Source organism: Acinetobacter sp. Gutcm_16, assembly GCF_028649355.1.
Taxonomy (GTDB): domain Bacteria; phylum Pseudomonadota; class Gammaproteobacteria; order Pseudomonadales; family Moraxellaceae; genus Acinetobacter; species Acinetobacter johnsonii.
On record NZ_JAQSUV010000012.1, the window covers coordinates 1 to 13,580 of the forward strand.

Annotated in this window: 13 protein-coding genes, 4 tRNA genes and 1 pseudogene; all 18 read right to left on the bottom strand. The window is 43.9% G+C overall.

Annotated elements, in window-relative coordinates; all coding sequences use genetic code 11:
• A pseudogene (locus PTT44_RS00695) lies at positions 1 to 62 on the bottom strand (GTP-binding protein); the annotation flags it as partial.
• A gap of 146 nt (positions 63 to 208) precedes the next feature.
• Positions 209 to 283: transfer RNA gene (locus PTT44_RS00700), tRNA-Thr, on the bottom strand.
• 17 nt (positions 284 to 300) lie between these two features.
• A tRNA-Gly gene (locus PTT44_RS00705) sits at positions 301 to 376 on the bottom strand.
• Positions 377 to 417: 41 nt separating this feature from the next.
• A tRNA-Tyr gene (locus tag PTT44_RS00710) sits at positions 418 to 501 on the bottom strand.
• Between the two features lie 54 nt (positions 502 to 555).
• Positions 556 to 631 (bottom strand) — tRNA-Thr (locus tag PTT44_RS00715).
• Between the two features lie 98 nt (positions 632 to 729).
• Positions 730 to 2,223: an anthranilate synthase component I gene (gene trpE / locus PTT44_RS00720; protein ID WP_148826887.1), complete on the bottom strand. Its 1,494-nt coding sequence runs from the start codon at positions 2,221 to 2,223 to the stop codon at positions 730 to 732.
• Positions 2,224 to 2,334: 111 nt separating this feature from the next.
• Positions 2,335 to 3,003 carry an HAD-IA family hydrolase gene (locus PTT44_RS00725; protein WP_168159843.1) on the bottom strand — a complete coding sequence of 223 codons (669 nt, stop codon included), beginning with the start codon at positions 3,001 to 3,003 and terminating at the stop codon, positions 2,335 to 2,337.
• A gap of 85 nt (positions 3,004 to 3,088) precedes the next feature.
• Positions 3,089 to 3,832, bottom strand: coding sequence for an FHA domain-containing protein (locus PTT44_RS00730; RefSeq protein WP_273795511.1), 744 nt, complete (start codon positions 3,830 to 3,832; stop codon positions 3,089 to 3,091).
• A gap of 87 nt (positions 3,833 to 3,919) precedes the next feature.
• Positions 3,920 to 6,280, bottom strand: a complete 2,361-nt coding sequence (gene gspD / locus PTT44_RS00735) for a type II secretion system secretin GspD (RefSeq protein WP_168159845.1) — start codon at positions 6,278 to 6,280, stop codon at positions 3,920 to 3,922.
• A gap of 39 nt (positions 6,281 to 6,319) precedes the next feature.
• A complete protein-coding gene (locus PTT44_RS00740) occupies positions 6,320 to 7,144 on the bottom strand; it encodes a type II secretion system protein N (protein WP_168159846.1) in 825 nt (274 codons plus the stop codon).
• Positions 7,144 to 7,854: a type II secretion system protein N gene (gene gspN, locus PTT44_RS00745; protein WP_148827120.1), complete on the bottom strand. Its 711-nt coding sequence runs from the start codon at positions 7,852 to 7,854 to the stop codon at positions 7,144 to 7,146. Before gspN ends, PTT44_RS00740 begins: the two co-directional genes overlap by 1 nt.
• 197 nt (positions 7,855 to 8,051) lie before the next feature.
• Complete coding sequence (locus tag PTT44_RS00750) at positions 8,052 to 8,375, bottom strand: H-NS histone family protein (RefSeq protein WP_004692786.1); 324 nt, start codon at positions 8,373 to 8,375, stop codon at positions 8,052 to 8,054.
• A 151-nt stretch (positions 8,376 to 8,526) separates the two neighbouring features.
• Positions 8,527 to 8,955 (bottom strand): acyl-CoA thioesterase, encoded by a 429-nt coding sequence (locus PTT44_RS00755; protein WP_010325723.1) that lies wholly within the window; start codon positions 8,953 to 8,955, stop codon positions 8,527 to 8,529.
• Between the two features lie 7 nt (positions 8,956 to 8,962).
• On the bottom strand, positions 8,963 to 10,156 hold the full coding sequence (locus tag PTT44_RS00760; protein ID WP_148826893.1) for a heme biosynthesis protein HemY: 1,194 nt from the start codon (positions 10,154 to 10,156) through the stop codon (positions 8,963 to 8,965).
• Between the two features lie 4 nt (positions 10,157 to 10,160).
• Positions 10,161 to 11,003, bottom strand: a complete 843-nt coding sequence (locus PTT44_RS00765) for a hypothetical protein (protein ID WP_168159847.1) — start codon at positions 11,001 to 11,003, stop codon at positions 10,161 to 10,163.
• Positions 11,000 to 11,779 (bottom strand): uroporphyrinogen-III synthase, encoded by a 780-nt coding sequence (locus PTT44_RS00770; RefSeq protein ID WP_168159848.1) that lies wholly within the window; start codon positions 11,777 to 11,779, stop codon positions 11,000 to 11,002. Before PTT44_RS00770 ends, PTT44_RS00765 begins: the two co-directional genes overlap by 4 nt.
• Positions 11,780 to 11,791: 12 nt before the next feature.
• On the bottom strand, positions 11,792 to 12,712 hold the full coding sequence (gene hemC / locus PTT44_RS00775) for a hydroxymethylbilane synthase (protein ID WP_148826896.1): 921 nt from the start codon (positions 12,710 to 12,712) through the stop codon (positions 11,792 to 11,794).
• A gap of 117 nt (positions 12,713 to 12,829) precedes the next feature.
• Complete coding sequence (locus tag PTT44_RS00780) at positions 12,830 to 13,570, bottom strand: LytR/AlgR family response regulator transcription factor (protein WP_004978616.1); 741 nt, start codon at positions 13,568 to 13,570, stop codon at positions 12,830 to 12,832.
• Positions 13,571 to 13,580 lie beyond the last annotated feature (10 nt).

Below are 13,580 nucleotides of genomic sequence, written 5' to 3' on the forward strand. Positions count from 1 at the left end.
ACGTGACCGATTGTGCCCACGTTAACGTGTGGCTTATTACGTTCAAACTTAGCCTTAGCCATGTTCATCTTCCTCGTTTACGTCGAACACAGGTATAAACAACTCAGTATCGACACATCGCCTAAAAAATCAAACACCAAATACTTGAAAAGCAGACTAATAAGCCTGCTTCTTTAAAAATTTGTAGAAATTCTACTAAACTGTAATCTGGAGCTCTTATCGAGATTTGAACTCGAGACCTCTCCCTTACCAAGGGAGTGCTCTACCACTGAGCTATAAGAGCAAATATAAAACTTCAAATGGAGCGGGAGACGAGGGTCGAACTCGCGACATGTAGCTTGGAAGGCTACCGCTCTACCAACTGAGCTACTCCCGCACGATGTTGGTACAAAGACCACTTTCTTAAAGTCTTAAAATTGGTGGTGAGGGAAGGATTCGAACCTTCGAAACTTTCGTAGCGGAGTTACAGTCCGCCCCCTTTGACCGCTCGGGAACCTCACCATTTTACACTTACTTCAGTGTCGCTCTTTACTTAACCCACTCAACTTCCTAAGATGGTGCCGGCACACGGATTCGAACTGTGGACCTACTGATTACAAGTCAGTTGCTCTACCAACTGAGCTATGCCGGCGTTTCTTAGTGTTTCGTACGTTTCGTATCGGAACGGTGTGCAGTTTAGCAAAACTCAAAATCCTTGCAAGTGTTTTTTTCAAAAAAAACGTCAAAAACTCACAAAATCAATCCGTTTGACGATAATTCAACCGCTTTGATCACTGCGCGAGCTTTTATTTGGGTTTCATTCCACTCAGATTCAGGATTTGAGTCATAAACAAGCCCCGCTCCTGCCTGAACATACACCTTATTTTCACGAATAACGCAGGTACGAATCGCAATCGACATGTCCATTTCGCCATGCCAGCCTAAATAACCAACAGCACCACCAAAAATTCCACGTTTTACGGGCTCAACTTGGTCAATAATTTCCATCGCACGGATTTTTGGCGCACCTGAAAGTGTGCCTGCTGGGAAAGTTGCTTTAAAAACATCCAAAGCATCCACATCATCACGAACTTCGCCTTGTACATTGGAAACAATATGCATGACATGTGAATAACGTTCGATCACCATTTGATCAGTCACTTGCACTTTGCCAATTTTCGAGACACGACCGACATCATTTCGACCCAAGTCAATCAGCATTAAATGTTCAGCAATCTCTTTTTCATCCGACAGCAAGTCTTGTTCAAGCGCTAAATCTTCTTCTTTGGTTTTACCACGTGGACGCGTTCCTGCCAGCGGACGTACGGTTGCAATCCCATTTTCAAGGCGAGATAAAATTTCAGGGGAAGAACCGACAATATGAAAAGGCTGATTATTTTCCAAAGTTTGCCCTTGTACCAAGAACAAATAAGGCGATGGGTTCAAATGACGTAGCGCACGATAGACTTGTAAAGGCTCACCATCAAAGTCAGAGACCATGCGATGCCCTGGTACCACCTGCATCACATCGCCCGCACGGATGTATTCTTTCACCGTTTCAATCGATTCTAAGAATTTTGCTTTGCCCGTGAGTGACTCAAAATGCGGTGCAGTATGCGGCGTGGCTTTTAGACTAATGGGCGTTGCGAGTAAATCTTCCAATGCATCCAGTTGCTGCTGAGCTTGGTTATACGCATCCGCGTCAACCACATCGGCATGCACGATCAGGAATAAAGTATCTTTTAAGTTATCAAACACTATCACTGTTTTAGACAGCATCATCCAAATATCAGGCAAACCCACTGGATCTGCTTCTGGCGCGTTGTTTAAACGCGGTTCAATATAACGTACCGCATCATAACCAAAGTAGCCCACCAAGCCCCCTGTAAAGCTTGGCAGAGCAGGTAAATCAGCTTGAGTAGGTACTTTATACCGCGACTGAAAATCCCGGATGAATTGAAACGGATCTGTACAAGGTTGTTTTTCTATGGTGCCGTCGGCTTGTTGAATGGTTAGCTCACCCGCGTTGCATGAGAACACGGTAGATTCACCTAAACCAATAATAGAATAGCGTGCCCAGTTCTCCCCACCTTCCACAGATTCAAACAAATAGGCTTGCTTATGCTCTTTTAGGCGCGCAAAGACGGACAATGGTGTCTCAGTATCGGCTAAGCGCTGACGATAGACAGGAATCAGGTTATAACCTGCTGTTTTGAGTTGATCGAATTGAGTTTGCGTTGTCATGAGTGTTCTCTATTTTTTCAATATGGCGTGATCAGTTTTTAAAATTAGTGCTTGGAGTTTCGCCATCGAAAAGTCATATGTTTACTCATGTTCATTCCTTCGTTTGCAAAGTTACCCGATCAGTTCACACAAATTATCCACCACTTGCTGTGGCTGACAGTCTAAAATATTTTCACCATGATTATAGCCATAGCTGACCACAACACAATCAATACCCGCACGGCGTGCAGCCTCAACATCATTGGATGAGTCCCCAATCATTAAGACCTGACCTTTGCTTTGTGCATATTGCTCAACACAATGTAACAATTGGCGTGGATGAGGTTTGCGCTCTTCGAAACGATCGCCGCCGATGACATCAGCAAAATAATGGGTCATGCCTAAGTGATCGACAATAGCACGTGCAGGCAATTCAGGTTTATTGGTCACGCAAATCATGGTTTTCTTTTGTGCCAAGCCCCATTCTAAAAACTCAAGAATGCCATCGAAAGGCTGAGTTTCCACACATGGGTCGGCATTATAAATTTTTAAAAACGTCTCCAACAATTGTTGTTGCTGGGCAGGATCGACTTTACCCGTTAAATGTTGCAAGGTACTTTGACAAAATAGCGCCGTTCCCTTACCAACCCAGACCCGCACCTGCGCTTCAGTAACGGTAGGCAGTTGCAAAGCATTCAGGCTCATATTCATGGCACGATGCAAATCTGTTGCTGAATCCACCAAGGTTCCATCTAGATCGAAAAGTAAAACCTCTCGCTGTGCCACATTTGCAATATTCATTCACCCTCACCCAATTTTATCGTGTACTGCCCAAAAACAATCAAGGCATGCTTGTGCATGCCTTGATTGTAGTGTGATCTGCGTTTTATTTGAACATCAGCCAAGCAATAATCGCTAAAATAATCAAGACAATAATCGAGATTAACCCCAGCGAGGCATTTTTCTGAGTTTCCACCTCTTGCTCAACCTGTACTTTTGAAGCCTCGTTGTTCTCAACCTGAGGTACGCTAGGCGCAGTCAAATCCACCCCTGCAGGAATAGGAGCGGGTTTCGGAATACCGACATTTTGCGGCATCCCGTCACGCGTTAAACTCACATTACCATCGCGTTCTTTTAGCTCAGGCATACCCTGATCGCTCATATGCTGAGCTGCCGTTTTCGGCAGTTCTGGCTCAACAACAGGCGCATCAGCACTCACTTCCGCTTGAGCCGTTTCTGAAGCAGCTACTGCTTCAGATGGCTGGCTAATCGGTGTTTCAACCACAGCTGCGCCCAAAGTTGCAGCCTCTACCGATTCCACCACATCTTCTAACGCTTTAGCAGGCTCAAAGACCGAAAACTTTAAGCTTGCAAACTGGACGATATCACCCTTCTTCAACAACGTTTCTGCCGCAATTTGCACATCATTCACATACGTGCCATTTGAAGAACCCAAGTCTTGTAGCCATAAAGCCTGTTCTTTCAGTAAAAAGGCCGCATGTTTACGCGAAATTTCAGATTGTTGTAATACAATATCCGCTGCTTGATGACGACCGACCAACATATCACGGTCAATGCTAATTTCCTGACCCGTTAATTCGCCAGTAATTGCTTGTATTTTCCAAGTCATGACTTATCTCTCTATGTGCTGATTTATGATAACACAGAGAATATTCTTTACCATTTCACCTTCCCTCACAGACGAATGGCAGGACAGCTAGGCTGAACCTATCGAGACATTCTCAGTATATCGCTCAGGGATGGAATAGCTTGTCGATACCGCCTGAGCCATGTGTACCACGCGAGCACCTTGGACATTTTGCATCATCAAGTTCAAGCCAATCTGGGGATGAACCATTGGATATAGCTGACGCGAGGTGGTATTTTTAGGAACACTAGCAATCGGCTGTTTACGAATCGCAGGTTCAATAGCCACAGGCGTTGTTTCAACCATCGGTTGCGTTGTGGTTGGACTGCTTGGCACCTGTTGATACGATTGTGGCAAGGTCGGTTTGGTTGATGTCACAGGCAAACGCTGTTGGAAGACATCATCGACATTTTCAGGCAACTTGGCAAAGCTACCATCTTTATCCATGGCCAACTGCAAACTATAAAGCTGACTGTAGCGCTGCTGAGAGAGGCGACGTGCAGACTCTCCATCTCCCACAATCGTCGGATGAATAAAAACCAGCAAATTGCGTTTCTGATCTGACTTGCCATCTGAGCGGAACAAACGCCCCAACCCCGGTATTGCACCAAGGCCTGGGATCGATTGGCGTGAATAAGACGTATTATCTGAAATCAAGCCGCCTAAAACGATGGTATTGCCATGCTCAGCCAAGACCGAAGTTTTAATCGCACGCTTACTGGTGACCAAATCCTGTGCTTCACCTTTATTGGTTTTGACATCCGAGACTTCTTGTTCAATCTCTAAGCGGATAGTTCCACCTTCACCAATATGCGGTACCACCTTAAGCGTTACACCCACATCTTTACGCTCGATGGTGGTGTAAGGGTTGGCTGTACCTGAAGAGGTCGTAGAAACTGAGCCTGTTACAAAGGGCACATTTTCACCCACGACGATATAAGCCTCTTCATTGTCCATAGTGACAATCGATGGGGTAGACAGCAAATTCGACTTGGTATTACTTTTTAATGCTTGGATCATCGCGCCATATAACTGACGCGAGCCATCACTGCCTTCTTTATAATCCCCAAGGATTAACGAACCACCCGCGCCAATTGCACTTGCAGCCCCCGCACCGCCACCCGTTAAATAATTTGCAGCAATGCTTTTAAGACTCGAACCAATATTGTCAAAATTGATAATCCCAACACCACTACTTAAATCACCCATCGCCCATTGCACGCCCAACTGGTCGGCATCGTTACCTTCCACCTCGAGAATAGTCGCCTCAATTAGGACTTGCTGACGGCGGGTATCCAACTGTTGAATAGCCGACTCAATTTCACGCATCAACTGAGGGTCTGCTTTGACCACCAATGCATTTTGCGAACTATCGGCAATAATACTGACCCCATTACTGTTAAAGCTGGTGATGTTGTTCTGATTGCGATTGGACTGGCTATTTAAGTTAATACTTGGGGTGGAAATCTGTGAAGATGAACCTTCACTCACGCTATTATTTTGGTTATAGCTGGAATTGCTATTGTTATTGCTGTCGTTAGACTCGCTAGAATTAACAGCCTGCCCTGAGACCAAACCTTGTAAAATTTCGGATAAGCTTTTAGCGCTGGCATATTTTAAGCGGAACACTTTCAATCCGCCTAGACGCTCCGCAGCAGGTACATCCAGCATCTCGATCATTTGGCGAATACGTTTACGCGTCGCGGTATCCCCTTTTAGAATAATCCGATTGGTACGGTTATCTGCAATGATTCGTATTCTGGAACCCTTTAAATCTTTGATCGAGCCTGTTCCGCTCATACTTTCCAACAACCCAATCATTTCCTCAGCCTGACTCGACTGCAACGACACCGCTTCGATATCATTTTGTCCCGTCCCATCCAAGTTACGGATGATGGTCTCAAGCTGATAAATATTGCTGGCGCGATCAGACACAATCAGTGCATTGGTGCCATTCACCGCAGATAAATGTGCAAACTGCGGCATCAATGGACGCAGTGCAGGAATCAAGTCATTGGCATTGGTGTTTTCCAGCCAAATCACCCGCGTCACAACCTGATCGCCTGTGGCACGGTGACGAACATCATAGGGAATGCCTGAACTTTTAACATTACTGTCAGGCACAATTTTAATGGTCCGACCAGAAGGAATCGCGACCACACCGTTGACATTCAAGACTCCTAAGAACAAGTCGTAGACTTCTTGCTTATTCAACGCTTTGTTTGAAATCACCGTGACATTACCGCGTACCCGTGGATCAACTGCAAAGTTTTTCCCCGTAATATCCGCAACCTCATTAATAAATGCAGTTAAGTCCGCATCGCGCAGATTAATTTTCCACGTTTGTGCATAGCTGGCTGTACTCACCATGGCAAGCAAAGGCGCTGCGATTGTCAGTGCCCAAGCAGGGCGGTGATTCAATAAAGCCATAAATCCAAGTCATTCCTAACTAATATTGGTGATGTTCGATCACTGAAAATTCTGTTGTACCGTAATGATACGATCACCACGTTTCACTTCTATTTTTACTTGTCCTTCACGGCGCGCACGTTCTAACAACTGCGCGTCGTTTTGCCCCTGTCCGATCGTTTGACCATTTAAAGACATAATCTGATCCCCTGCCTGCAAGCCTAAACGGCTTCGCAGTGCAGCTGGTGTTTGCTCAGTGACTTGATAACCTTGCCCTGTATTACTGGTATTTACACCCAAATCTTTTAAATATTGCTCACGATCTTGTTGTAAGTTCTGTACTGCTTGGCCTAATACTTGCTGCTCTTGACTCACAGCAGGCGCTGCAACGGGTGCTGTTGCTGGGGGCACAATTTGCTGATCTAAATTATCAATCCCTTGAAAAAACAATTCTCGGGTTTGCCCACTGTTATTTTTGAGAATCGCGCGATCCCAATACACCTCTGACAAATAATAAGCGCTGCCTTCGATGTTTTCCCCCACCCGATAGCGCTCTGCTACATTATTTGCCTTAATCACAGCAGATGAGAACTGACTGGGTTGCCCAACCACCACCCCTTGTAGCTGTAAATTGAGCTGATCATCTGCGGGATTCTTACTTTGCTCTGCAAATAACGCAAAATTGGTAATATTCGGAACTTGAGGTTGCTGCGAACCCAATTCAACGCGTGGCATTTGCATGACTTGTGGTGGCGCCACCCAAAGCCAAAATAAGCCAGCCAACTTCCAGCATAGTGCCAAGATCAAAAGCATTAAGCACAGTGGTGCTATACGTTCAAACTGTTTGAGATTTAGCTCTGGTAATTTTTGCAGATCAAAACCCATTAAAAGCCCCCACTAAGCAAAGGCTGACGTGAACTCACCACATAACTATCTAGGCCTGCTTTGCCTTGATATGACGGGACATTCAACATGAGACGCTGGGTTAATTGCACATCTAACATCAGACTTGGGTCGATGGTCAGGTTCATCAGTTTTTGTTGTCGTTGATCGCGTAAATCGACTATCAGCTTATTTTGCTCCTGCGACAAACGACCCGCCAACGATGGAATCTGCATTTGTTGTGGGCGCTGCGCAAAGATATACATGAGTTCGCCGCCTGCCCATTGTACCCCCCCATCCACTTGGTCAAATCCCTGCTCTTTTTTATAATTAAAATCAATTTCTTGTAACTGAACCGCATTACTCGGCCATTGCCAATTGGCCAACGACTTTAACGTTTCGGGTGCAATTTGTCCGTTTAAATCACGCACCATTATTTTTTTTCCAAACCCATAGGCCAAAACGCCTTCAAGCTTGGTATTGGCACTATAAATTTCGAGATTGGCACCTGCACGAAGGAGCAGTAAATCTAAAGGTCGGGTGGTCCAAAGCACCGTCCCGCGCAATTTTCCAGTTTGCCAATCAGCCTGTCCATGCCAAATATTACCGCTGACGTTATGTAAAACTTGGTTGTTTTTATAAAATTTTGCAATGAGCCATGCCGCAGGAATTTGCAGCAAAACAAAAATTAAAAACGCAACGACTGCAAACATCCACCACGTGATGTATTTAGGTTTTGTGATTCTCCCACCACGAACTTTCAATTATTCTTCCTTGCTTCATTTCTTGTCTTTCTTTGATAGACATTATGCATAATTTTACAACAACACCAAACTTTAACTATAAAAAAAACCAAGCAGATAATGCTTGGTTTTTTGAGCTTATGTCACATCTGTGACAAGGTGATGACTTAGATTAGAAAATCTTCAAGCTTCGCACCTTTTTCTAACTGAGCCACCAACCAACGTGGTTGCTTACCACGGCCAGTCCATGTCTCAGCAGCATTGCCTTTGTTACGGTAACGCGGTTCAACCGACTTACGTGTGCCTTTTTTACGCTTAGTCGCGCCAAACTCTAAAATTTGTTCAATGCTTAAACCTACATTTTCCGCAATCGCGTTAATTTGGGTATAAGCATCTTCAATTGCTTGATCTTTTTTAGATGCAATTAAAGCTTCCGCTTCGATTTGTAGACGCTTTAACTCTTCTACGGATAAATTACTAATATCTGGCATTACATTAACTCCATTAACCAACATTTTATTTACTGAGTCTATTTAATAATATTTTGATTAGACCAAAGACTCAACTCATCCATGACTTAAACAACAATACTTAGACAGTATTTATATAGTCTAGCGACTTTTAAAATAAATAAAAAGATATTTATATTTGGTGACCGACCGTCAACTCAAATTCTTTGAGTTTTTGACGCACCAGTTCAGGAATTAATGTTTTCTGCATATTGGTTTTATCGACACAAACAATGACCGCTTCTGCTTCCGCAACGAATGATTGTTGCTGTTCACTCCATAATAAATAATGCATACGAAATGCACTATTTCTGAGTTCTTCAATACGCGCACTAATTTTCAATTGATCTGGATAAAATACTGGTTTTAAATATTTGCACTGATTTGATGCAACAACGGTCAATACATCCGCAGATAAAATACCCGTATGTTCAATATAAGCCAAACGCGCACTTTCAACATAACGATAATACATGACATTATTAACATGACCAAAGGCATCCATATCTCCCCAAGCCACGTGTTGAGTATAAACCAATGGGTAATCTAAAACGCTCTGCATTATGCACCTATATTTTCATTTCTACAAAATTTGCATTATTTTCAAAAATTAAATTTAACTGTTTAATTAAATCTTCATCACCATTTAAAGTCGATTTGATTCTTAAATAGTTCATTAATACATTATCGGGATATAAAATTAATAACGCATCTGCCTGCTCTTGCATACCTAAAGCAGTATAAATATGCCACTTGGCAAAACTCAAAACCGGCACACTCGTATACTTTGCTTCCCATGCTTCTATGTGCTGCTGCAAATCCACATAATCGGGTTGCTGTTTCAAAAGCTGTTGCTGGAACCACAAATAAAATACTTCCGAATTAAACTGCTGATTGAGTAAATAAATCGACAAATGTTCGTGCTGTTCACTCATGTCTGGCATACGTGCTAATAACTTAAGCCACAGCAGTTGAACATCATAACTGCGGCTGAAAATCTGATCAGACAAGTCCAAATAACGTTGTTTTAAATCCTCTAAATTTTCATAATTGGCTTGATCAAATTTTATCAACAAACGCTTCAGCCATGCTTTTTTCACATCTTGATCTAAATGACCATATTGGGTTGAGCGTAAATACAGCCACGGAAACTGAATCGCAAAACGCCCCCACAGCTCTTTTAAACACGCTTCATAAGCAGTTTGTACATCTTTAAGCCAAGGTGAAAGTTCATGTTGGTTGAGAAACTCAAGATGGGTTAACGCTTGTTCTGCATCTTCTTGTGCTAAGAACAGCTCAATACGTTGCAGTTCAGCCAACTCAAAGGCCATAGCATTGCTTTGGCTCAAAGCGCTTAAGGCTTCAGGGAACTGCTCCTGCATCAGATATAAACGTGCATCGATAATACTTTTGAGCAAGCCCGACTGCGCGAAGGCATTTTGAATAAAGGCTTGTTGATCTCGGCCTGCATCCAACAACCAAATCACAGCCAGTTGTTCATAAGGATGCAAACTTTTAAAATCAAAAACAGTTTCCGCTTTGCGTTTTTCTCGACTGAGATACCGTTTTAGCCCCAACCAAACCAAATGCAAGCTAAAACTAAGCAGTGCTAGCGCAATAAATACGATCCAGAGATTGGTTTGTAACTGCCAGTCATGCCAAAACACGTAGACATAACCCGCACCATGCCCATAACTCAAGACACTCAACACAGCAATTGCAATTAAACTCACCAAACCATAAGCAATCAGTATTTGTTTCATTCCATTACCCCAACAACGCACGCGTACTTAAAATAGGCGTTGGGACAACCACCAATGTTTTCAGCTTATTCAGCTGTTTCAGCAGCTCTTTGGCTTTAGGGTCTGGAAGTTGCTGGATCAACAGCATTACTTCGGTTAAGTCTTTTTGGTATTCGGTATATTGCCCTGCAGCTAAGGCTTGGCGTGCCAACAATAAGCGTAACTGGGCTTCTTTAAGCACGATTTGTCGTTGCATTAACGCTGTTGCAGGTGCTTGCGCAGGTTCGAGCCTCAACCATTGCTTCCAAAAGGATTCGGACGTATCGCGCGTGGTGTTTAACTGAGGTTGTTGTATTTCTCGACTTAAAGCCTGATCAATCTGTTGCAGCTGGCGGTTAATCAGCGCTTGCTGCTCATTGCGCTCAGCCACAAACTTCTGAATGGTTTGCATATCTCGCGCTATGACCTGATGCAAACTTTGCTTCAACGCCATAGCCAAGTTATATTTTTCCAGCTGCATATCTAAAAAAGCCAACTTATCGGTGGCCACCACATACTGCTGTTGCTTTAAGGCAAACTCAACCAAGTCCAACTGTTGCTTAATAAACAAAATTGGATCAATACCCTCAATCACCAATTCGGCAGGTTGGCTACTCATCGTATTCACTGTTGCAGGGTTTTGTTTCAAAGTTTCTTTTTGACGCTGCATAGCCACGACTTGATCGTTCAAATTGGCGCTGCGCTGTTCGATTTGGTGCATTTCATTGAGCAAAGTAGCTTGTTGTGTACTCAGCCCCCACACGTCATAACTTAGCTTCGCAATCCACGCCAATGCAGCCATCAATACAATGATAAGAATCTTCTTCATGCGTTCCCTTGCTCACTTTGTAACAACTGTACAATCGTGGCTGTCTTTAAATCTTTCAGTACACTCATTTTAAACGGCACATGCATTTGCTGTTGATACTGCTTCAAGATCTGTGCCAAACGCTCACCCAACACCAAAAAGTGTCCTTGTTGCAGAAGCTGAATATTTGAGTCCAGCAGAGCTAACCAATTCAGCCAACTGGCCTCACTGCTGATCAGTGCGACGTAGTGATTATGTTCTGATAAACATTGAATTAATTCAGCCTGTTGCTGCATCGTTTCATTTGGACAGCGACGCTCATACAAAACAAAATTCAGTATAAGACGCCCGTGTTGCATTAAGGTGTCCATCATAAACTGACGCCCACCTTCTCCTCGCCAAAATGCAATACTCGCATCACTGGCCAAGTTCTGCAAAACAGGCAGTTGTAACATCCCTTCAGAGGTTTCTACCTCAGGCACCACACTGCCCAAACCATATTCGGCCAAAGCCTGTGCTGTTTTTTGTCCGACTGCAATCCATTGAATATGCTGTAAATCAGACACCGTTAAACCGCTTTGCAGCAAATGTGCCATACCAAACTGCACAGCACTAGGGCTGACCACCACAATCACTTGGGTGTACACTAGCTGCTGATACAAGCGCTCTAGGTCATGACTCCATGCTCTAGGCAACAACTCCAGTAACGGCAATGGATAGACCTCAACAGCCTGTTGCTCTAGTGCCATCGTGAGGCTTGCCGCGCGATCAACAGGACGCGTATTAATAAACAGCATCGTTAAGCAATATTAGTGATAAAAGGCTTTGAGTAAATCACCTGCACCTTGAGCCAATAACTCTTGTGCAAGGACAACCCCCAAATGTTCAGCTTCAGCGGCATCACCCGCCACTTGTGCTTTGAGGAGCGTTTGCCCATCGACACTCCCCACACGCCCTTCGATCTGGATGAGGTTGTCTGCTAACGTGGCATAGCCTGCAATGGGTACCTGACATCCACCTTCAAGATAAGCATTGAAAGCACGTTCAGCGCGAACACAGGTATCGGTTTCTACATGCAGTAAAGGATGGATCAAATCCAATACCGCTTGATCATTTGCACGGCACTCTAACCCTAAAGCGCCCTGACCCACGGCAGGTAAACTCAACTCAGGTCGAATGGTATGACGGATACGTTCTGCCAACCCCAAGCGTTTTAATCCCGCACTGGCCAAAATAATGGCATCGTACTGACCCGCATCCAATTTAGATAAACGCGTTCCCACGTTACCACGTAAATCGATAATCTCTAGGTCAGGTCGTTGTTTTAAAATTTGGCATTTACGGCGTAAACTCGAAGTGCCGACCTTTGCTCCTTGTGGCAATGCATCAAAACTCGCGTAACTATTCGATACAAAAGCATCTAAAGGATCTTCACGCTCACAAATGACGGCCAGCGATAACCCCTCAGGCAAAGCCATTGGAACATCTTTCATCGAATGCACCGCTAAATCGGCACGACCATCCAATAACGCTGCTTCAAGCTCTTTGACAAATAAACCTTTGCCACCAATTTTTGCCAATGGTGTATCTAAAATTTTGTCCCCTTGGGTAACAAAAGTCACCAACTCTACTGTGAGCCCCGCATGCAGTGCTTCTAAACGAGCACGAATATGTTCAGCTTGCCAAAGAGCAAGCGGGCTTTGTCGAGTAGCGATCTTTAGGGTTTTCATAAATTTTAGTATGTGCCAATAAGAATGAAACTATCTTAAACTGAATTTCCCCCATTGGAAATGTATTCAGCCCAAAGCGCCCCGTCTCATCAGCAGCAGAGTCATTAAATTGGTGTGCTAAAGCTTATGTAAGCGCTCACGCAAACCCGGTAAATGCCGTCGACTCACCGCTAGACGCTCATCTAACTCACGGCAACGCACTTGATACTGCCCAGAGTTGACCACTTCAAGCCCTTCTAAAAAGTGAACTGAAACCAAGGCATTACGGTGAATACGAATAAAGGCCTCCCCAAACTCATGCTCTAAGTCTTTTAAGGTTTCATCAATTAAGACACTGCCGTTTTTGTGGCGTACCGTGACATATTTTTGATCCGCCAAAAAATAATAAATATTTTCAATGGGCACCAATTCCACACCACGATAGGTTTTCGCTGCGATTTGATGTCGCTTTACGTTAAATTCGTCCATATTTTCTTTTTGTTTTATCTCGCTCATTTGAGCTTGGGTTAATTTAGTGAGGTGACCAAGCACCTGTTGCAATTCCTGTTGCATCACTGGTTTTAATAAATAACCTTCAGCATGTGACTTAAATGCATCAAGTGCATGTTCATCATAAGCTGTACAAAACACCAAAGCAGGCATCGGTTCAAGTTGGCGCAAATAATGCGCACAGGTCAATCCATCCATTTCTGGCATCTGAATATCTAAAAGTACCACATCTGGTTCATATTGTTGAGTTAATTCAATTGCTTGTTGACCATGTGAGGCTGTTGCCACCACTTGATGTCCGAGCTGACTCACCAATCTAGACAAACGTTCGATTGCTAAAGGCTCATCATCACAAATTAGGATGTCCATTTATCTCCTC